The following is a 24,694-nucleotide window of genomic DNA, read 5'->3' on the forward strand; positions in this document are numbered from 1 at the left end:
ATCAGAAATTAAAATCAAGATCTTCTGAGGCCGTATCGTAAGAAACCAGCATATGCTTGCTGCTTTCCAGTTCAATCTCGCCAAGTTTTTGTTCCGGATGAAGTAATAACTGTTGCAGCAGCTCTACATAATCGTGAAGCATTTTCTCCGCCGTTTCCCGCTTGAAGAGCTTGGTACGATACTCCAGATTAAATCGCAGCTTGTCATGCTTCTCGATGATTTCGAGATACACGTCATAACGGCTTTCCGCAGCTCCAAACTCATATGGAGTCGTAGTGAATTTGCCCACAGTAACGTCCACTGTACCTACATTCTGAAGGGCAAACATCGCATCGAATAAAGGATTACGGTGTCTGTCTCTGTTCAAGTTAAGCTTCCGCACCAGGTCTTCAAACTGAAATTGTTGATTCTCATAAGACCTCAAGGCGCCTTCCCTAACTTCAGCCAGCAGCTCCAGGAACGTTTTCCCGGATTGTGGCTTGGTACGAATCGTGATGATGTTAATAAAAACACCAACGACATCCTCCAGATCGGCGTGAGATCTGCCCGCAATGGGAGAGCCCACAACGATATCCTCCTGATCTGCATATTTGGCCAGTAAAACGTTATATGCTGCAAGCAGCAGCATAAACAAGGTTGTTCCTGTCTTCGCAGCCATACGTTCCAGATCCATAGTCAAGGTTTCATTGCCGATAAACACGACCTGATCTCCTTCGAATTCATTAGCCAAAGGACGAGGATAATCGGTAGGCAATTTGAGCTGTGGAATGGAATCCTGATACAGGTTCAACCAATACTCTTCCTGTTTGAGCAGAGCACCAGAGGAGAGCAAGGCATTATGCCACACGGCATAATCTTTGTACTGAATGGTGAGTGGTTGCAGTTCACGCCCTTCGTACAGATCAATGATTTCCTGCATAATGATGTCCATGGACATGCCATCTGTGATGATATGATGCATATCAAAAAATACGGCGTGTACACGATCTGCAAGCTTAACCACTTCAAAACGGAATAATGGTGCCTGATCCAACTCAAAAGGTTTCACAAAACCAAGGAGCTTCTCGGTCAGTTGTTCCTGGGTACACTCTGAATAACCCACGTTGAAATCGACCTGATCCCATACCTTCTGATAAGGAATACCGTCCAGAATCTCAAACGAAGTCCGGAAGGATTCATGACGTTGAATCAGCTTGCGAATGATCTGTTCAAATGCCCCATGCTCAAAGTCCCCCTCCATGATGGAGGCTCTTGGTATGTTTGCATTGGTGTTTTGACCCTCCAGCCGGTCCAGAACGACGAATCTCTTCTGTGCAGAAGAGACTGGGTAATACGGTTGGGTCTCCACGCGAGTCAGAGCAGGCAGCGCTCCCACGGAATCTTCACCTATGGAAAGACCGTAAGACTCCTCCAGATAGGCAGCCGATTCCGCAATGGTTGGATACATCAGGATCTCTGCTGTGTTCACAAGAATCGACAACTCTTTTGTGAGACCATTGGCGATCTTGAGACCCAGAATGGAGTCTCCACCCAATTCATAGAAATCATCATAAATACTGAGTTCATTGACCCCAAGCGATTTACTCCATAGTCGGCCTAAGGCGCTCTCAATGACGGAATAAACTTCATCCATCCTGCCCAGCAACTTCATCTCGCCTGATGATTCATGTGAACGACTTGAATCTCCCTTACGTCCTGTCTCAATGGCCTCGCTAATATCGGAAGAAAACAGCATGAGCGGCATATCATCAGAAACATGCTGATAAATCCCTTCCCGGTTGAGTTCCCCGATCAGAACCTGGGTTATATCCTTGCGCATGGCTTCTTGCAGCCCTTGGATGCCCCGGGCTGTTGTGATCGCCTTGAATCCTCCATCTGAATTGGCATGAAAATCCCGGGCCATGCCGGTCTCTTTCCATGCTGTCCAGTTCACGGCAAGAGTGGACAAACCTGATTGCCTGCGATGAGCCGCGAACGAATCCATATAGGCATTAGCAGCGGTATAATCCCCCTGTCCAGGTTCACTAAAGAACGTGGTAGCCGTGGAGAACATGACAAAGAAGTCTGGCTGATCCGCACGTGTCAGCTGATCCAGACTCCATGTCCCCAGCACCTTAGGCCGCATAACGCGTTCAAAGGCTTCACGGTCTTTATTCATCAGGAAACCTTCGCCAGCCACACCAGCGCCGTGGATAATACCAGACACCAGACCATGTTGCTGTCTGATTTTGCTGAGCACCGAAGCAAGCTGAATGGGGTCAGCAATATCTACGCTGTATAGATGTACTTCTGTGCCCTGAGCTTCCATCTCTTTGATCCGTTGAATCTGAGCGGTTAACTTCGTTTCCTCACCTGAGGACAGCACCTCTTCCCATGTTGCCCGTTCTGGAAACGGTGAGCGGTTCATCAATACAAGTTTGATTTTCTCCGGCGCTAAAGATAGTGCACTCGCCGTCTCCATTCCAATTCCGCCTGTCCCTCCAGTAATGAGATACACACCGCCTTCACGCATGTGTATCGGTCGTTCCGGCAGCAAGGACATCGGGATTTCGCCCAACTCCTGAACATATCGCCGCCCCTTCCGGTACGCAGCAAGATATAACGTGTCCGGGTCGCGAATTTCCTGTAGCCATTGCTCCATCGGTGTCTCGGCATCAATATCAATGCTTCGGCAACGGAATTGATTCATCTCATGACAGATGGTCTTGCCAAGCCCAACCATGGGTGCGTGTTCTGGACGAATGTACAGCTCACTGCCCGTAACGCTTTGTGTACAAGATGTCACCAGTACCAAGTCGACCGGGCGTTTGAAATGAACCCTGGACATCGCTTTGGACAAATAAAACAGACTGTACACGCCACGATCAAGCGATTCTTCCAATTCCCCTACAGTACCTTCATCCGCATCCTGATCCAGTGCAAAGAAATGAAGAAGCTGCGAGATTTTATAAGGCTCTACCGCTCGGATTAACCGTTCATAATCTTCTTCACATGATCGAATGGTAAATTCGGCATTGGCTTGATTGGTGTAGGACTCTCCGCGGTAAACCTTGATCACAAGCCGGCCTTCCGCTTCCAGTTTCCCAGCTACGGATGTGGCTGTGCCATTTCTATCCATTAACATTACAACCGGTTCTGTACTGCCACCCTGTTGACCAATCGATATTCGATTCATTTCTTTCCACATAGCGGCATAGTGCAGAGGAGCCGGGACCTCTTCTATCGAGACCTCACGCAGCTGTGGACGTTCGGGAATGTTAATCCAGCAGCGCTTCCGTTCCAGCGGATACGCGGGCAAGCTGACTTTACGAGGGTGTTCACCTGCGTACAGTTCTTCCCAGTCCGCATCTGCTCCCTGTACATACAGATGGGCGATCTGCTTTAACAAATACTCCGACTCGCGTCCATCCTGTACAAAGCTCTGGATCGCTGAACGCATTAATTGGCTCAGACCCATTTTTTCCGATTCGGTCATTTCACCAGCAGCCTTATCCTTCTTGCTCTTGGGAACAGTCCGATGTTCACCGAACTCTACACCTAGTTGTGCAATGGATTGAAACGGTTTGTTCTCCAACTGTCTAAGCGTGTTCAGCAGCCCTTCCGTATCCCGCCCCATAAGTGACAACCGGAACGGGTAATGCCCTCGTCCCGTGCTTGCTGTACTGCAAATATCTGCGAGTGCATATTGCTCGTTCCGTTCAAGCAGGCGAACATAGTCGGCAACCAGCCGCTGAAGTGCCTCTTCGGATCGGGCAGACAATACCAGCAAATGAGGACGTGCTGTTACTGGTGCAGATACGGGTATTGTCACCGGGGGTTCTTCCAGAATGACATGGCAATTCGTACCACTAATACCGAACGCACTGACACCACAGCGACGCGGTCCGTCCTTCACTTTCCACGGTCGTAATCGTGTATTCACATATACAGGCGATGCATGAAAATCAATATTCCGGTTCGGACGATTGAAATGAAGATTCGGCGGAATCACACCATGTCTGACAGCCAGTGCAGCTTTGATCAGACTGATCATGCCTGCTGCCTCAGAGGTATGACCCAGATTGGTTTTAATGGAACCGACCGCGCAGAATTGGCGTCTGTCCGTGAATTGTCGGAACGCATTTTGGATGCCTTTGATTTCAATCGGGTCACCCAGTTCGGTTCCCGTGCCATGCGTTTCCATGTAAGTAATGGTCTCGGGATGAATACCCGCCTGTTTCCAGGCCTTGGTGATGACTTCCTGTTGAGCCGCTGGATTGGGAGCCGTAATACCGGCTGAACTGCCATCCTGATTCATCGCAGTGCCTTTGAGAACGGCGTATACCTGATCCCCATCCCTCAAGGCATGATCCAGCCTTTTTAGCATCACTACCCCGATGCCCTCACCAAGTCCAGCACCATCGGAATCATCATCGAATGCCCGGGTCTTTCCATCACCGGACTCCAGTCCCTGGAGCATGTTTTCATTCTTTTTGGTGATCGGCATGGTTGAGATTTTGATTCCACCGACTGCGGCCATGCTACACTCTCCACTTAACAGGGCACGCGAAGCAATGTGCACCGCTGTGAGAGACGAAGAACAGGCCGTATCTACCAACATGCTTGGCCCTTTCAAATTCAACAAATACGATATGCGGGCCGGAATGATCGATGGTGTGTTACCCACCACAGCATCCGGCAGAGCACCCAAATCCGTCTCATATATGAATCGTGAATACATATCGACTGTGTTGGTTGAATAACCCAAATAGACACCGGTATCTGACCCGGCCAATTTCCCGCCGCCATAACCCGAATCTTCAATGGCCCTCCACACCGTCTCTAGGAAGAGACGTTGATTCGGATCTGTCAGACTGGCTTCCTTAGGTGATAATTTGAAAAATGAATAATCGAATAAGTCAATGTCTTCAATAAAAGCTCCCGCTTTGGAATCCAGTTCCGGGAGATCCAGCCTTGTATTTTGCAAATACCAGTCCAGATCCTGTTGTCTTCGTTCCGGGAGAGGACGGATATGATCTACCTTGCCTTGAATATGCTCCCAGAATTCGGATACATCAGTTGTGGAAGCTACATTCAGAGCCATCCCTACGATGGCTAAATCTCCTGACAAAGGTCCAGGCACAGTTTGTCCTGGACGCTGCTGATCTTGGGAACCTGCCTCTGCTTGCTCCGCAACATGCGTGGATTCCTGTTTTTCGCTGGTCGCATATGCATCATCTATATCACTCAATACAGGATTAGCGTCTTCTTCCGATTCACCATGTTCTTTGAAAATATATTCAGCCAGCTTATGGATCGTAGAAAATTCAAACAAATCCGTCACGGCAAGAACACCAGAGTACCTCTTGGAGAGCCCCGCGTGAATTTTCAGCAGCAGAATGGAATCCGCACCCAACTCAAAGAAATTCTCATAGATATCGATTTCATCAAATCCAAGAACTTCTTTGCATACGCTGGCGACATGGCGTTCGGTAGCCGTATATCCGCCCCCGCTCTTGCCTGATAATTTCACTTCACCATTTGAAGTGCTGCCAGCCTTCTTGGTCGACCTCGTTTTGGAAGCAGCGCTTTGCAGATATTCGGCCACTTTGCCGCTGAGTTCTGTTGACAACCGAACCTGCATTTTATCCAGCAAGCGAACGCCGCCTCCACTGAAGTTCAGTTGCCCGATCAGCACCCTGCGGATCGAAGAGTTCATCGCCTGTGCCAAACCCTGTATTGCCTCTGCCGTAAGGACCGTTTTGAAGATGGTGTCTGCGGTAAAACCGGCATCCACCGACATGCCCGTCTCTTTCCATGTGGTCCAATTCACGGTGAGCGTGCGTTTTCCTCTTAAGGTACGCTCATCAGCAAAGGCATCTAGGTAGGCATTGGCTGCCACATAGTCTGCTTGCGTTACACCACTGAACATCGTGGCTACAGAAGAGTACATCACAAAGAAATCCAGATCATCACTGCGGGTCAGTTCATCCAGATTCCAGGTACCATATATTTTGGATGCCAGCACTTCGCTGAATCGTTCTTCACTCCGATCCAACAGAAGTTGATCTCCTCCGACACCCGCCCCATGAATAATTCCATGAATGGCCCCATAACGTGTACGCATATCCCGAATCACCATATCCATGGCTTCCCAGTCAGCTACATCCGCACTGTACCAAGACACTTCTGAACCTTTAGCCTCCAGCTCCGTAACGGCTGTAATGAATCGCCGAAGCTTGGCTTGACCGGGCTGGTTCATCAAGTTCTCCCAATGTATACGATCCGGTATCGGGGTCCGATTGATCAGAGCCAGGCGCACAGGTGCTTTGGAAGCCAGAAAACGCGCAGTTTCCAGACCAATACCACCGCCACCCCCAGTAATCAGATATACGCCCTGATGGCGTACAGATAATGGGGTATCCTCAGCAACCTGCACACGCGTAAATTCTTCAACGTAACGTTGTCCACCACGGTACGCGACCAGATAATCCCCCTGACCTTCTGTATCCAGCGCTTCCTCCATCCAGTCATCTGTGGCGGTGTCTGCATCTACGTCTATGGAGCGGAAAGAGATGGATGGATGCTCACGGCTCAATACCTTGCTTAGACTCAGGAATGGCGCATGTTCCGGCCGCTGAGCGGATTCGTCTCCCGTAATATTGTGGGCGTTCAATGCAATCAGTGTAATACCAGCAATCTCGGCAAAATCACTTCTCATCAGAGCACGCACTAAATAATACACACTGTACACACCTTGGCGCTGGCTGTTCTGCAATTCATTCAGACTGTGAATACCCGATTGCGGGGTATCCAAAGAACAGCCAACATGAATGATGTGATCCACCGACTTGTCCCGAAGGCTTGCGAAGAGACGGTCGTAATCCGCTTCCTCGTCACCAAGCGTATACCGATTGTCGCTCACATGTGCATAAGCAGAGCCCACTACAGCCCGGATTATATTCACGCCCGTGCGCTCAAGCACACGAGCTACAGAATCATCTGCACCAGGCTTGCCTTCAATCAGTAATACCGTTCCCGGTAAAACGGAGATCCCGCTGCCTGAACGTTTCCGTTCAGCAACTCTCCATTGCATCGTATAATGAAAATCTTCTGTCTGTTGAACAGGCACTGCTGCACCTCTATCGATACGACTCGAAACCAGATCCTCGGGCAGATCAATCCAGCAGCGATGGGATTCAAAAGGGTATACGGGCAGGCTGACCCGATGCACACCGGTACCTTTGTACAGTTCCACCCAGTTCACGTCTGCACCTTGTACGTATAACGAACCAAGTTCGGACACGCCAGCCTCATCAGTCCACTCGGAGAGGGTAACCTCTTGCGTAAGCTCCTGTACCCGTCGATCAAGCTTCTTCCGTGACGCTTCCGTCATATCACCTGGCTCAAGCTGTGATTTACTGGCAGGAACGATTTTATGCTCCCCGAAGCTAAACCAGGACTCAGGCTCATTCCACGTTTCCGCCAAAGATAGGACTTGCAGCTTCAGTCCCAGATCCGCGAGACTTTCTGCTACTACAGCCAATCGGAAGTTGTAGTGTCCTCTGCCAACACTCGCGGTATAACACAGATCCTGCAGATGACATGCAGGCGGTTTTTCCTGCATTAATCGGCTATATGTGGCGACCAGTTCCCGCAGAGCTGGCTCAGACTTGGCGGACAACACGACCAGCCCTTCCTTCGCATAAGAAGAGTCAACATCTGTAGCAACCGGGGCTTCTTCCAGCACCAGATGACAGTTCGTTCCGCTAAAACCGAAACTGCTTACTGCACAGCGCATCGGAGATCCTTTTGCTTCCCATTTGCGAAGTCTTGTGTTTACATACACGGGTGATGTCTTGAAGTCGATCTGTGCATTGGGTCTGTCAAAATGAAGAGATGGCGGGATTTCACGGTTTTTGATAACCAGTGCCGCCTTGATCAGACTGACCAGACCTGCCGCTTCATAGGGGTGACCAATATTCGATTTCACGGTACCGATCGGACAAAATTGCTTTTTATCCGTATACTTCTGGAAAGCAAGCTCTAAGCCTTCAAGTTCCAACGGATCTCCCAGCTTCGTACCCGTTCCGTGTGTCTCAATGTAAGACAGGGTCTCCGGGTGAATTCCGGCCTGATCCCACGCTCTTGATATCACATCGGCCTGGGCCTCCGGGTTGGGAGCGGTGATCCCAATAGAAGCTCCGTCCTGATTGATGGCGCTGCCTTTAATAACCGCATAGATCTGGTCCTTGTCCCTGAGCGCTTTGCTCAACGGTTTCAGTAATACCGTAGCAACCCCTTCGCTGATTCCAGCCCCATCCGATGAATGGTCAAAGGCTCTTGTTCGTCCATCCGATGCTTCAAGCCCCCCACGGTAATATTCCGTATCCAGTGGCATCAGGTTCACACGTAATCCACCGGCAAGTGCCATATCACAATCGCCATTCCGAATGGATTGGCAGGCGAGATGCACGGCAACCAATGAGGATGAACAGGCCGTGTCCACCACCATTGAAGGCCCCTTCAGATCCAGAAGGTACGAAATTCGTGCAGGCATCATGGCGGCAATATTGCCGACGGCTGCATCGGAAGTTAATTGAATATCGATGTCCTGAATCATTCGCAGATAGCTGTCCTTAATGTTGCTGGCGAATCCCAGATATACGCCTGTACGGCTGCCAGCCAGACTTTTCCCACCATATCCTGCATCTTCGAGGGCACTCCAGGCTGTTCGTAGAAACAGTCTTTGAAAAGGGTCCATCAGCGCCGCATCCCGCGGCGGAATCCGAAATAATTTGTAATCAAATTGGTCAATGTCTTTCAGATAAGAACCATCACTGTATTTGATGTCCTCTCCATATCCTGCATATTGGAGATATGCATCAATATTTTGACGACGAGAGTCCGGAAAATTAGCAATGGAATCACAGCGATCACGGATGTTGTCCCAAAACTCGCCAATATTGTCCGCGGACGGAAGCATGGCCGATATGCCAACAATGGCGATTCCCTCAGAGTCGTTCCGCCTACCCCCCGATTTCAATCCTTTGAGCAGCTGGCCAGCAACCTGCTTGTCAATTTTGCCCGCGGCTGCATTCTCAATAATCATTCTCAGCATTTGGCTTGTTTGGTTCATCGGGTTCTCCTTCCTCAACGATCCTCGACGCTCTTGACTGCATCGTCAATGCTCAGACTACCGGCTTCAATATCTTTAAACAGCTGTTCAAAATCATCCACCGGTTGGACTGGCTCAGCAGCCGGTTTTATTTCCAGCTTGGTCATTACAAATTGGGATAGCGCATGTACACTGGTGTACGAAAATAGATGGATCAGTTTCATCTTGCCTGGATAGGCATCTTCGAGCAAAGAAAATAAACGGTTTAACAGGATGGAATCTCCGCCCAGATCAAAAAAGCTGTCGTGGATATCCAGTTCTTCAAAACCAAGTACTTCGTTATACATGCCTGCAATCTGCCGTTCGATGCTGTTGTAATCCTCGCCGTCTTTCCCTTTGAGCTCAACATGTACATTCGCCGATTTGTTTCGTTTGGCTGCAACAGGAGCCACCTGCCGCGACTCTTCCAACTTCTCGGCTTCCTTCAGCCTGTTCGTCATCTCTTCCGAGAATCGGAATGGAAACTTGGTCAATAGCGCTTTGGCAAACCGTGGATGGTATGTAAATTCCCCGATTAACACACGCGGCACCTCTTTGTTCAATGCTGCCAAGAATCCGGCCGTTGCCTGTTCGGTCGGAAGGGCTTTCGTAATGGCGTCCACATTAAAACCGTAATCAACAGACATACCCGCTTCTTTCCAAGAAGACCAGTTGATAGACAAGGTCTTCAGACCACTTTTGCTGCGTGAGTAAGACAAAGCATCCAGATAGGCATTTGCCGCTGAATAATCCCCTTGTCCAACTTCACTTGACAGAGACAGACCGGAAGAGAAAAAGACCATAAAATCAAGCTCATCCTGCCGAGTCAGTTGGTCCAGTATCCAGGCCCCTTGCACTTTTGGATGAAGGACTTCGTCAAACGTTTCCTGGGTTTTGCGGATCAAATATCCAACCGCCGGTACCCCTGCACCGTGAATCACACCCGTGATGGACCCGTGCTTCTCCCTGACATCGGCCAGTACATCCTGCATCGCTGCATAATCCGACACATCGGCTGCATAACAGGATACTTCCGAGCCCTGTTGTTCAATCGCCAGGAAATTATGGAGACGAGCCGCCATCTTGGGTTCAAGTTCGGGGTCCTTAAGAAGAGTCTCCCATTCCGATCTTACTGGAACTGGGGTGCGACCAATCAGTACAAGCTTAACGTCTGCTTGGGCAGCAAAGAATTTTGCCATTTCCTGACCAATCCCGCCTGTACCTCCAGTAATGACGTACACGCCATCTCTTTGGATATGGACAGGAGAATCCTTTAACTCATTGGCTGGGACTTCACCCAATTCCTCGATATATCGAACCCCATTGCGGTATGCAGAGGTATAACTCTGATTTTGGGAACCCATTTCCTGAAGCAGTTCAGCTACTCCTGTACTCTCGTCCAAATCAATGCTTCGACACGTAATATGCGGATATTCCAGGGCGAGTACTTTGCCCAGACCGTATAACGAGGCCGCTTCGGGAGAAAGCCGACTCTCTCCGGTTGTGACTTCGTAGACCTGTTCGGAGACCAGCATCATATTCAGCGCGCTGTCACTTCCGTGCTCAATCAAGGCACGAATCAGATAAAACAGGCTATATACCCCTTTTTGCTGACTTTGTTCCAAAGCCTGAAGTGTACGAATTTCCGTGGAAGCCGGGACTGCAAAGAGATGCACAATGTCACTGATGGACGTTTCTCCCAACGCTACAAACAACTCCCCAAAGTTGCCTTCCGAACCATTTACCGTAAATGATCCATCCGGTTCCTGATTGAAAGATTCTCCATAACAGACCTCAATCACTTGGCGCCCTGACTGCTTAAGGCGTTCAATCAATTCACTTCCCCGGTTACCCTCATCCTTCAAAACCAGCACTGCACCTGTTCCTTGAATCGGCTCCGGCTCTGTTAGATCTGCTCTCCTCCAGTTCATCCGATAGAATCGGGCTGGCGTCGGTTCTTCCGAGTCCGCATTGCTGTAATTCGCGATAGCGGCGGTACGAGCTGCCTCAGGAACTTCAAACCAGCAGCGAGTCCGGGTAAATGGATAGGTCGGCAGACTTGTTTTGCGTAGCCCGTCCCCTGTATATAGAAGCTCCCAGTTCAGTTCTGCACCCTTCACATAATGCAGGCCAATCCGGTCCAGAATATCCTGTTCGACCTGCTGACCTTTGCCTATCTTCGCCAGTTCCGGATTCAGACTCATAGACCGATGGCCCGTATGCCCTTCTTCTCCACCTATGGCTGGTGAATCTGGACGGTTTTGATCGTTGCTGACCTTGTGATAACCGTAATAAATCCCTGGACTTCGATGTACATTGGGTCCTACACTTTTGCTTAAATTCTCATCCGCCGATCCGATCATTCGTCCAGCCTCAATTAAGCGAAGCTGAAGCTCCTCCGCATCCTGCCCGGTGACCAGTAAACGGTATGAATAGTGGCCCCTTCCCGTGTTGGCGGTATAACATACAGAAGGTACATGCTGAGATTCAACTTGAGAGAGCACGTTAGCATATTCCGTAATCAGGGTCTGGAGAGCTGCCTCCGTTTTGGCCGATACGGTTAGAAGATGTCCTCCCTGCACTTCCTGCACTTTAACCGTAGTGGTCGGTGCCTCTTCCAGAACGATGTGGCAATTGGTTCCACTGATACCAAATGCACTAACACCGCTACGTCGTGGTGTTGCATCGGTATCCCATTCCCGCAACCGGGCATTCACATAGACCGGGGAAGCCGCAAAGTCGATGGCCCGATTCGGTCTGTGAAAATGTTTGGAGGCAGGAATCTGTTTGTGTTGCAGTGACAGAGCAGATTTGATCAAACCCACGACCCCAGCCGCCTCCGACAGGTGGCCGATATTGGTTTTGACCGAGCCGATCCCGCAAAATTGACTTTTACCGGTGTGACGCCGGAATGCCTGCTCAATCCCTTGTACCTCTAGGGGATCACCCAGCATGGTGCCACTGCCATGCGTCTCAATATAAGAGACCGTCTCGGGATCGATACCCGCATCTGCCCAGGCTTGAAGAATCGCTTCGGTCTGCGCCTCTGGGTTCGGGGCGGCGATACTAATGGATTTACCATCCTGGTTTACGCCATAACCTTTAATGACAGCGTAGATCTGGTCACGATCTTCCAACGCTTTATCCAGCGGTTTGAGCATCACTACTCCTGCGCCTTCACCAATGCCCGATCCGTCCGAATCGTCATCAAAAGCTTTGGTTCTCCAATCTGTCGACTCAATCCCGATTTTGATATGATCACTCTTTAAAGGAACCAGATTAATCTTGATTCCCCCAACGAGTGCCTGATCACATTGCCCCTCCTTGATCGCCTGACAGGCCAGTGTAATGGCCACCAGAGAGGATGAACAAGAGGTATCCACCACCATGCTCGGCCCTTTCAAATCCAGTAAGAAGGATAACCGACCAGCCGCTACAGAAGCCAGATTACCCACAAGCGAGTACGCAAAGGATTCCGGTTCCGCATCGTAGATAAAACGTGAGTACAAATCCCGAATATTGTTGGACAGGCCCAGATATACACCGGTACGACTGCCCGTCAGTTTTCCGCCTCCATACCCTGCATCCTCGATCGCCTTCCATGCCGTTTCCAGAAACAGTCTGTGGTTGGGGTCTGTAAGACTAGCTTCTTTGGGTGACATTTTAAAATAGGCGTAATCAAATTTATCAATCTCATCCAGATAGGCATTTTCATTAAATTGAATTTCGTCTGGCGACATGCCCAAATATTGCAGATACGACTGGATGTCCGGCACTCTGGATTCGGGAAAGGAACGAATGCTGTCCGTGCCACTGACGATGTTATCCCAGAATTCGACAGGAGATTCAGCCTGCGGCAGCTTCAAAGCCATGCCCACAATGGCAATATCTTTGGCAGCATTGGTTGACCCGGACGCCGTATAAGCGTCCTCTTCCGCTTTGAGCTTTTTGAGTAGCTGCACGGCCACGGTTTTATCCAAGCTTCCGTCTTGCAGATGTTCCATGACAAACTTGTATACACTCTCCACCACAGTTCCTCCTTTACAGGTTAATCAGGTTATTCAATGCCTGCTGCAGCGTAACGTCGCCGCTTTCCATCTGGTCGATTACACGCTTCAAATCCTGCTCCATGTCTTGTGGCTTCGAAGTAGACTTCTCATCCATAAAACGAGCCAACCTAGTAATATTGGAGTTCGCAAACAAATCCGTGACTTTGGTCAGACCAGGAAACTGCTGATCGATCCGGGACTGTACCTGTATAAGGACGATGGAATCGGCACCCATTTCGAAGAAACTATCCCCTACATTAATTTCATGAAAACCAAGCATCGTTTTACAGATGGTGGCGAGTGCCTTTTCAGTCGGTGTATAGGATGCATCTGATTTACCTGTCAAAACGACTTCTCCGTCACGATTCTCTGACGAGGATGCTGGAAGACGCTTGCTTGCCAGCTGCTTCATCCGTTGGTCCAGTTGAACGCGAATAGAGGAAGAGAGATCAAACGGACTTTTGGCCAGTGCGGATATCAATTGACCCTCATAATGAATCTGGCCAATAAGTACTCGGCGAACCGAGGATTTCCGCATCACCAGAGACAATTGATTCATCGCCTGCTCTGTCGGCATGGCTTTGAACAACGTATCTACAGCAAACCCGTGCTCGGCTGACATGCCGGTCTCCTTCCAGGTAGACCATTGCACAGTCAGTGTGCGCTTGCCCATCATCGATCTGTAGTCAGCATACGCATCCAAGTAGGCATTCGCCGCAATGTAATCCGCCTGTCCCGGGGCGCTGAAGACCGAAGCAATCGATGAATAGAGCACCATGAAATCGAGATGATCCTGTTCAGTAAGTCGATCCAATACCCAGGTGCCATGCACTTTGGGAGAGAAGACCTCGGTGAATCCTGCCTGAGAACGGCTTGTGATCATTTCAGAGCTTCCGACCCCTGCACCATGGACAATCCCTTTGATTTTCCCGAACGTAACCCGAAGCTGATCCAGAAGTACACGCATGGCATCTAGATCCGACACATCTGCAGCATGGCAACTAACCTGATGTCCCCGGCTCTCCAGTTCACGAATAACTGTGATTTGATGAATCACTTTGAGTTTGGATTGTTCTGCAACAATGGCATCCCAATGCTCACGTGCAGGCATCGGTGTACGGCTGATTAATGCAAGATTTACTGGAGCATCGGAAGCCAAATACCGCGCGGTTTCCAGTCCAATTCCACCTGTACCGCCTGTAATGATGTATACACCATCGTTGTCAAAAACAAGTTCGTCTTCAGGAGGTGCTGATTCATTCAACGCTCTGAACTCCTGAACATACCGAGTTCCATTTCGATAGGCTACCTCATAATAGGAAGATGAAGTGCCGATCTCTTTCAGCAACAGATCCAGAGACGAACCTTCATCGATATCAATACAACGGCAATGAATCTGTATGTTTTCCTTGCCTACCACTCTGCCCATTCCAAAGGCAGAAGCCAGATGAGGTTTCATCCGCTCCGTACCCGTAATGGAATTGACCTCACGGGAAATCAGAACTAACTCGATGGGTTGACTCAGAGAACTGGACAACAACGCTCGAATAAACCGGAAGAACCCATACACACGTTCATTTAGAACAGACTCTAATGATTCCATGTCACTGGATTTACTTGCTGAATGTTCCTCACTACCAACACCGTTCAGATACACAATTCTTGAAAGTTGGTCTAGGCCCACCTGTTGCAGCACACGCTCATAGGCTTCCACTTGTTCCACATTTCGACTGTCCGGGTCAGATCGCAGAACATCCGTCTGAAGTACGGAATATACCTGCATCCCCGACTGCTCCATACGTGCCGCTATCTCAGCTGCATAATCGGACCCATCCAGAAGTACCAGTGTTGTGCCGTCGCTCACTTCGATCTGCTGATCGGAATCCCCTTTCGCTATCCCCTTCTGTTGCCATACCAGCTCGTAGGCTTCCGGTACCGCTCTGGTGCTCACTTGCGTGTATACCGAAGACTGCTCGGGAAGATCCACCCAGCAGCGTGTATTATCGTATGGATACAATGGAAGACTGATTTTACGAATTTCTTCTTCCCTGTACATCAGGCTCCAATCCACGTCACTGCCTGTGGTGTACAATTTGCATAATTCATGTAGTACTCCCGGATCTGAAGATTCCATGTATCGGGATAGGCACTCTCTACCCTCCTGCTTCAAAATGGACTTCTCCTGGCCCGTCAATTCGTAGTTCTTCCCTTCGTTCTTCTCTGTTACGACCTTATGCATTCCGTAATAGAGCTGATGCTCACCTACGGATTCGAGATCTGATGTAGCGAGTCGTCTCAGCTTCACGAGCAGATCGGACGTGTCCGTCACGCCAAAGGCGACACGATAAACATGATGCCAGCGCCCCGTATTCGCGGTATAACAGATGTTTTTGAGCGGAAGTTCCTGGTGACGTTCCGAGATAAAACGAATATAGTTATCAACCAGCGCAAGTAACGACTTGCAGCTCTTGGCACTTAGCGTGAATACTTCCACTTCTCTCGAAATCTTCCGCTCCTGAATAATAGGCGGCTCTTCCAGTACCAGATGGCAGTTGGTTCCGCTAAACCCAAAGGCACTGACTCCGCAGCGAAGCGGCTCGCCGTTTCCATCCCATGGTCTCGATTTCGTATTGACATACAACGGTGAATCCTGAAACGAAATGGATGAGTTGGGCTTATCAAAATGAAGCGTGGGTGGCAATATCCGATGTTTCAAGGCCATAGCCGCTTTAACCAGACTGCCCACACCAGCTGCTTCAAACAAATGGCCTATATTGGACTTGACCGAACCTATAGCAACAAACTGATTCTTGTCTGTATATCGGCGCAGGGCCGTAGTAAGTCCATCCATTTCAATTGGATCACCAAGTTTCGTCGCTGTACCATGCGTTTCCACGTAACCAATGGTAGATGGATCAATACCGGCATCCTGCCATGCCTTCACAATAACATCCGTTTGCGCTTCAGGATTCGGAGCCGTAATGCCAATCGAAGCTCCATCCTGATTAATGGCACTTCCTTTGATGACTGCATAAATATTGTCTTTATCTGCAATCGCTTTGCTTAGTGACTTCAATACCACGGCGGCTCCGCCTTCACCAAGCCCCGAACCATCTGCTTCCTGATCAAATGGCTTGGTTAATCCATCCGAAGACTCAATGCCGACTTTCAAATAATCATGATCCAACGGACTGAGGCTGATCCGTGCACCAGCAACAATCGCCATCTCGCAATCACCATTACGAATGGCCCGGCAGGCCAGATGGGTAGCGACAAGTGATGCAGAACATGCCGTGTCGATGACCATCGTAGGCCCCTTGAGATCCAGTGGATAGGCAATACGGGTCGGCATCATGGCTGTGATATTCCCTACAATGGACATCGGATATTGATAAGGATCAAGATCACAGATCATTTTGAGATAAGAATCGTTCAGGCTACTGGCAAAACCCATATAGACACCCGTATTTGTTCCTTCGATGCGTCCCCCGTAACCTGCATCCTCTACCGCATGCCATGACGTCTTCATGAATAACCGCTGAATCGGGTCCGTTAATCCGGCCTCCTTCGGAGACAAGCGGAAATATTTATAATCGAATTGATCAATATCATCCAGAAATGCACCCTGAAGGTACTGTACTTCTTTGTCCGAACCCAGTCTTGCATTCATCCATTGATGATAGGCATCCATGTCTTTTTTGCGTCCCTCTGGAAAATCCGTTGTACAGTCCACACCGTTCAGGATGTTGTCCCAATACTGCTCTGCCGTATCTGCCATTGGCATTTCAGCAGCAATCCCAATAATGGCGATGGCCTCATCCTCTTCAACAGTTGGTTTCTTTTGCTCCAGAGGAGCAGCAGCTTTTGCTTTTACAGCGGCGCCGTTACCCTGATTCACATGTAGTGCCAGCTTATGAATGGATGTATGTGCAAATAAATGAGCTATCTTCACTTTCCCGGGAAACTCCTCGTTAAGCCTCTCATGCATACGGATCAGCATGATGGAGTTGCCCCCGAGATCGAAGAAATTATCGTAGATATTGATCTCCTGATAGCCCAGTATCTCACTGTATATGCGCGCAACCTGCTGCTCGGTTTCCGAATAGCGACCTTCCTCATTCCCGGAAAGATCTACGGGCCCCGTATGTTTCTCCTGTGGTATGGTTCGGTTCGGACGATGTTGCGCTCCTTGGTCAGCGATTTCCTTGCTGCGCTTCACTCCGGCTTCCAGCTTATCAGACAACCGGAACGGGAACTGCCCAAGTGCAGCAAGATGTTTGCTTCCATAATTCATTGCACCGATAAACACTCGGGAGAGCCGTCTGCTCATGGCCGCTTCCATCGCTGCAATCCCATCCGTTGTCGGAATGGTCTTGAACATGCCATCCACATTGATCCCAAATTCCACGGACATTCCAGTTTCCTTCCACGATACCCAATCAATGGAAAGTGTTCTACGTCCCTGTCCCGTCCTCCATGCCGCGAAGGAGTCCAAATAACAATTGGCAGCCGTATAATCGCCTTGTCCAATTTCACCGATGACAGATATACCGGAGGAGAACAATACCATAAAGTCCATGTCTTGATCTCGCGTCAGTTTCTCCAGAATCCAGGTTCCCTTCACCTTGGGTCCAAGAATGGTCTGGAACTCATCATCGCTTTTGCGATATAAAAATCCGTCTCCGGGAATACCTGCTCCATGAATAACACCATTTATATTTCCATAGCGGTGAGTGATATCCTGAATCACTTCCATCATGCCCACAACATCGGCCAGATCCGCACTGTAATAATGAACGGTTGCACCCAATGCTTCCAGTTCAAGGATGCCTTGCATTTTGGTACAGCGGGAGTCTTGGCCTGTTTGCAGTATGCCTTCCCATTCTTCCTTTGCTGGAAGAAGTGTCCGACCAACAAGCGCCAGCTTCACTGGCTTCGAAGAAGCCAGAAACCGTGCTGCTTCCAGACCAATACCGCTTGTACCACCCGTCACAAGATATACACCATCTGGACGCACCTCGAAAGGCACGCTCTCACTTTCATTAAGGTCTATCTCTGTGAACGTCTCCGTATAACGCTGTCCTTCACGATACGAAACAGCATAAGCTTCACCGTTTATATGTCTTTCCCTGAGGATGTCCTCCGCACATATGGACTGATCCACATCTACAAATTTGCTCCGAATATGTCCATACTCCTGCTGGATCACCTTACCCAGTCCCATCAAGAGTGCATTATGAGGGGTGATCCTCTCTTCTCTGCCTGTGACGTGTCCGGCGTATTCAGCAATCAGGTTCAGATGAATCTCTTCGGCGAAGCCTTTGCTCATCAGTGCCTGAACCAGATAGACAGGTGAGTAGAAAGCCTCCTTTTGCCTGGCTTCAATAGATGCCAAATCTTCGGGATAGAATGAACTCCCCATCATGGACATATAGATGATTTCAGTAATTTCACCGTCTGTGTACATGTTTAATAGCTGCGAATAAGCTCCCGGCATATCTCCGCCAACTTCGTATTGGTCCTCCGATATTTGCTGGAACTGGTCACCCGGTCTCACATGGACTACCCGGCTGCCTTCGCCTTTCAGCCCAGCCGACAATTCCTGTTCCAGTTCGGTTCCGTTACCGATAATCATTACTGTGCCTGAAGAGGAAGGTGCCGAGGTATCCGAAGTCGCATCCCCACGATCCTCTACCCAGCGAACGGTATGAAAGTAGTCTTTTAACGAAACAGCTGACGGGTCCTGAATATCAATCCAGCATCTGCTGGGCTCAAACGGATACGTAGGTAAACTCAGCTTCTGGACCTGTCGCCCTTGATATAGCTGTCCCCAATCCATCGTTGCACCCTCAGCATAGAGTACAGCCAAATCCCCGAGTGCTGTTTCATCCCACGAAAGTAGACTGGCAGCCAGTTCTTTGATCCTCTCTTGTGCCTGAGATGATTGACGTCTGGTGCGCTCACGTTCTTCCGAATCCATTCGCTCGGCTCCCGTAGGCTTAGGAGCAGGAGCACCGGCATAGACTCCTTCTTGTGTCTTCAATTGTGCCCAAGGTTGTTCCAACAAGTGGATCAGTTGAGTTGTATCCTCCACAAGCAGGGACAAGCGATGTTCATAATGTCCACGTCCTGTAGCTGCCGTATAACACACACTCGCAACAGGAGCTTCACGATTCTCCTTCAAGAAACGTTCATACCGCTGGAGCAATCGAACCAGTGCTTCTTCCGTCTGAGCCGAACACACAAACAGATGCTTGCCTGAACCCAGATCATCTCCCGGGTCTTGTACAGTAACAGCCGGAGCTTCCTCAAGCACGACATGGCAATTGGTTCCGCTGAATCCAAAAGCACTGACACCACATCTGCGCGGAATTCCTTCTTCCGCCTCCCAGGGTCTGAGTTGTGTATTCACATACACTGGCGTTTGTTCAAATCGGATGTTGCGGTTGGGTTTGGCAAAATGAAGGGACGGCGGCAGCTTCTGATGTTTCAAGGCCATCACTGCTTTGAGCAGCCCTGTTACGCCTGCACATTCATATAAGTGACCGATATTGGATTTCACAGAGCCAATCGCGCAAAATTGTTTTTTGGATGTAAACTGTTCGAAAGCGTTGGTAATCCCTTTAATCTCAATCGGATCTCCCAATTCTGTTGCTGTACCATGGGCCTCAATATAACGGATCGTCTCGGGGTCAATCCCCGCTTCTTCCCAAGCCTTCACAATCGCTTCAGATTGGGCCCGTGGATTCGGTGCGGTCAGCCCAATGGAGGTTCCGTCCTGATTGGCAGCAGTACCCTTAATGATGGCATAGATATGATCCCCATCTTCAATGGCCCGACTTAACGGTTTTAGAAGAATGGCGGCCACACCTTCACCAACACCTGCCCCATCTGAGGCATCATCAAATGTCCGCGTCTCCCCGTCCGAGGACTCAATGCCAAATTGCTCATATTTATTAAAAACAGGGAGCGTATTCACCTTCACCCCACCCGCTATCGCTGCATCACATTCACCACTTCGGATCGACTGACAGGCCATATGGACGGCAACAAGGGATGAGGAGCATGCGGTATCCACCACCATGCTGGGGCCTTTCAAATTCAGCAAATAGGATATTCTTCCTGCCAGTACCGCCGTCACATTGCCCGTTACCGAGATGGAGATGGATTCCGGTTCTACATCGGCGATAATATTGGCATAATTATCTCGGGTGCTGCTGTAATATCCTACATACAATCCGGTATTGCTGCCGGATAACCTCGCACCTCCATAACCTGCATCTTCCACAGCTTCCCATGCTGTCTGGAGAAAAATTCTCTGGTCAGGACTCATCAGGGCTGCTTCTTTGGGTGTCAGCTTAAAATAGCGATAATCAAACTTGTCCACTTCATCCAGATAAGAGCCTTTAATAAAGCTCAACCCGTCTTCATCCTGCTGTTTGAAACGTACATATTTCAGAACATCCTCTTGTCTCGCTTCAGGGAACTCCACAATGGAATTCACTTTGTTCTCGATATTGCTCCAGAACTCCTCCACATGATCAGCCATGGGCATATGCGCAGAGATACCGATGATGGCAATATCTTCACGAGTGTTCTTTTTCTGCTGTTTCAACAGTGTGATCATATCAATCGCCGTTTTTTTGTCGATTTTGCCACCAGACGTATTCTCAATAATATATTTAAGCAACTGTTCCAATGTATCGTCCCCTTACATATCAGATATGTTTTAATCCTTTGAGCATATCCTCCATGCTGATCTTGCCATCTTCCAACTGATCAAAAAGAGAATGGACTTCCTCATCCAGTGCAATTGCACCACTTGAGGACACCTCTACCTGCTTGCTCTCCCGTTTATTGCCTGTTTTATCAGCCAGATATCCACCCAGTCTGTGCACAGACGGATGTTCGAACAGATCTGCAACGACGAGTACACCCGGGTACTGTCGGTCAAGTTGTGCATACATTTGTTTCACCAGAATGGAGTCAGCTCCAAGTTCGAAGAAACTGTCATGAATATGAATTTCATTAAAGCCCAGTACGGCTTGGCACACATCCGCAACCTGCTTCTCCCATGGAGTGTATTCTCCGTCATCCGCACCATTCAGTACGGCATCCTGTCGGGCTACACTTTGCGGGGTAACTGGAGCCTTCGGTGATGATGCCCGCTGTAAACGTGAATCAATCCAGCTCTCCAGTTCAGGAGAAAGTCTGAATGGATAGTTTCGGATCATCTTCAACATGCCACGGTCTGTTGACATCTGTCCTATCAATACACGTTCAATCTGACGCCCTTCCACCTGATCCAGCCACGCCAGAGCCTCTTTATTGGTCATGGCTTTGAATAAGGTGTCCACTCCGTACCCGGTTGCAGCAGCTGCGCCTGTTTCTTTCCAGGTAGACCAGTTGACGGTCATCGTTCCGTCCAACTCCCGGTTGCGGTAGGCTGCGTAGGCATCCTGATACGCATTGGCAGCGACATAATCCGCCTGTCCCGGCCCGCTGAATAACGTTGCAATGGATGAGAACATCACAAAAAAGTCTGGATTGTCCTCTCTGGTGAGTTGATCCACAACCTGGGTTCCTTGCACTTTAGGGCGTAATACGCATTCAGCTTCTTCTATCGTTCTGTCCTTAAGCGGATGATCTCCACCTACAGCGACCCCAGCCCCATGAATGACACCTGCAATGCGGCCGTATTGCTGACGCAGTTCACTCAGAATGACTCGCATGGATGCTTCATCTGAAATATCTGCTTGGTAAGAGAGAACCGTGGCCCCAGCAGCCTCCATTTGTTGCACAGATCGGATTTTCTGAACTAACGCATCGTTGGAATCTGCTGCTACAATGCTGTCCCACTCCCCTCGAGTAGGAAGCGCAGTTCTATTCACCAGCGCAAGTGTGATTCCCGGGTATCGCTCCGCAAGTTGTAATCCAATCTCCAGCCCAATACCGCCCAGTCCGCCAGTAATGAGATACAATCCGTCATTGCGAATCTTGTAGTCCCGCTTAGGATATTGACTAGGGTCCATCGCTTCAAACTGCTGAATGTAACGAGTGCCCGCACGATAAGCTACACCATAATCATCACTTTCATGATCCAGTTCGGCCAGAATATCCTGGAGCGAAGTTTCCGCATCCACTTGGATGGAACGGCATTGCAGACGTGAGTCTTCTTTGCGCCCAGCCAAACCCAGACCAAACATCAGGGCAGCCTGAGGAAATACATTTTCTTCGGTTCCGGTAATGGAATGGATTGGATTCGTCAACAACACCACATCAACAGGCTCCGACGATTTCGTACGGATCATTTCCTGAAGAAGATAGAAAAATGGATGAAAGGACTGTTGCTGTTGAATATAGATGATCTGGGTGATCATCAATTCTCCCAAGTGAGCCCATAATTGCTCCATGCTCTCACGCTGGTGTGAAATGACGTACTCCCCGGAAGATACTTGAAGGAATGAAGGTCCATCAAACACTTCAATGAGCTGACGACCCTGCTTCTGTAGTGCCTTACGCAGAGAGCGGTCCTCTCTTTTTTCATCCATAAAAATAACGACATGACCTTCCGATAACTTCCGATCTGAATTGCGTTCCGGTTCACAGACCCAGCCCAACTCATAATGGTGTATGTTCTCCATAGTGATGGCACTTGTCTTGGTTTGGGTATAAGGAGCAGATAGCTCAATCCAGCACCGATGAGCTTCAAATGGATACGTTGGAATGCTGATTCGGCGAACATCCTCACCCGAATACAGACTTGGCCAACTTACCTCCCCACCACCAAGATAGGTTTCACAATGATCCGTTAAATGCAGTTGATTCGACTCCGGGACTGGCTGCTCTCGAATGGAGTGCAACCCGTCTTCTTCAAGTGCAACCAGTTGGGCGAGCAACTCCTCTTTGCTTGAAGCAATCCGTACCAGACGGTGTTCATAATGGGTTCGGGATGTGCCTGCCGTGTAACATATATCTGCTAACGTGTGATCGGTTGTTTTCAGATACTTCGTATATTTGGATATATATTGTTGCAGTGATTGAAGCGTCTTCGCTGAAAGGGGGAACAGATACTCCCGCATCTCAGTTTCGCTGGTGGTTTCCACTGCACCCGCCTGCTCCAGTATGAGATGACAATTGGTTCCGCTGAAACCAAATGCACTGACACCCATACGCGCAGGTGCACCCTCAGCAGGCCAGATCCGGTTACGTGTATTCACATACACAGGCGTTCCACTAAAATCAATATTGCGATTGGGGCGATCAAAATGCTGAACCGCTGGTAAAATCCCTTTTTTTAAGGACAATACAGATTTAACAAGCCCTGTAATGCCAGCGCTTTCATACAAATGTCCGATATTGGACTTTACTGAACCGATAGCACAAAATTGCCTCTTATCGGTGTATTGCTCAAACGCCCCCTTAATGCCGTCGATTTCAATCGGATCCCCCAAGACAGTCCCTGTTCCATGGGTTTCAATATACGAAATACTTTCAGGGTCGACCCCCGCAGCTTTCCACGCCTTCACAATGACCTCACTCTGGGCTCTGGCATTCGGCGCTGTAATCCCCATGGAGTTCCCGTCCTGATTAATGGCACTGCCCTTAATGACCGCATATACCTGATCCTTGTCCTTGATGGCATCCTGAAGTGGTTTTAGCATAATAACCGCCGCACCTTCACCTATTCCGGAACCATCTGAGCTATCATCAAAGGGACGTGTCATGCCATTGGACGATTCGATGCCCATTCGGTAGTAATCCTTGTCCAGAGGAAGCACATTCAGTTTTACGCCTCCTGCCAGCGCCATGTCACACTCACCCAAACGAATGGCATTACAGGCATGATGGACTGCAACCAGAGATGAAGAACAGGCCGTGTCCACCACCATACTCGGTCCTCTCAAATCAAGAAGGTATGATAGACGGCTGGGTAAAATGCAAGACAAATTGCCTGTGACCGAGATCGGCAAAGACTGTGGTTCCACATCATGAATCATTTCTTTATACCGATAACCTTCCAGATCCGAGACCAATCCCACATATACTCCTGTGTTGCTGCCCGCCAGCTTCTCACTGGTATATCCTCCATCTTCAAAAGCGGCCCAAGCCGTCTCCATAAAGATACGTTGGGCCGGATTCATCAAACTGGCTTCTTTCGGTGTAAATCGAAAAAAAGGATAATCAAAGGTATCGATATGTTCCAGATAAGAACCGTCCAAGTATTGGGCATCTTCACCAGTGTTCATTTTACGAGAGATATAATTATCGGCATCCTGGCGTCGCTGCTCCGGCAGATCCCTCGTACAATCCAGACCATGTAACAAGTTATCCCAGAATTGTTCCGCATCATCTGCCAAGGGCATACGAACACTGAGTCCAACGATGGCGATATCACCCGGACGGATGGCAGTTGTAGTTGGGGCTGGAGGCGTCTGACCAGACGACTCCGTCTGATTGGTGTCACGAATACCCAGTTCACTGAAATCCATCAGTTTGTTTTTCATTA

4 protein-coding genes are annotated in these 24,694 nt (G+C 49.3%); all 4 read right to left on the bottom strand.

What is annotated here, in order from left to right:
- Position 1: 1 nt before the first annotated feature.
- From MKY95_RS28965 to MKY95_RS28980, 4 genes are read right to left on the bottom strand one after another with little or no spacing between them, the layout of a single operon-like run.
- Positions 2 to 9,100 (bottom strand): SDR family NAD(P)-dependent oxidoreductase, encoded by a 9,099-nt coding sequence (locus MKY95_RS28965; protein WP_339195646.1) that lies wholly within the window; start codon positions 9,098 to 9,100, stop codon positions 2 to 4.
- A gap of 32 nt (positions 9,101 to 9,132) precedes the next feature.
- On the bottom strand, positions 9,133 to 13,164 hold the full coding sequence (locus tag MKY95_RS28970) for an SDR family NAD(P)-dependent oxidoreductase (protein ID WP_339195649.1): 4,032 nt from the start codon (positions 13,162 to 13,164) through the stop codon (positions 9,133 to 9,135).
- A gap of 13 nt (positions 13,165 to 13,177) precedes the next feature.
- Complete coding sequence (locus MKY95_RS28975; protein WP_076319709.1) at positions 13,178 to 20,884, bottom strand: SDR family NAD(P)-dependent oxidoreductase; 7,707 nt, start codon at positions 20,882 to 20,884, stop codon at positions 13,178 to 13,180.
- Positions 20,885 to 20,903: 19 nt separating this feature from the next.
- Complete coding sequence (locus MKY95_RS28980) at positions 20,904 to 24,692, bottom strand: SDR family NAD(P)-dependent oxidoreductase (protein WP_076319710.1); 3,789 nt, start codon at positions 24,690 to 24,692, stop codon at positions 20,904 to 20,906.
- Positions 24,693 to 24,694 lie beyond the last annotated feature (2 nt).

The organism is Paenibacillus sp. FSL P4-0176, assembly GCF_037975265.1.
Lineage (GTDB): Bacteria > Bacillota > Bacilli > Paenibacillales > Paenibacillaceae > Paenibacillus > Paenibacillus amylolyticus.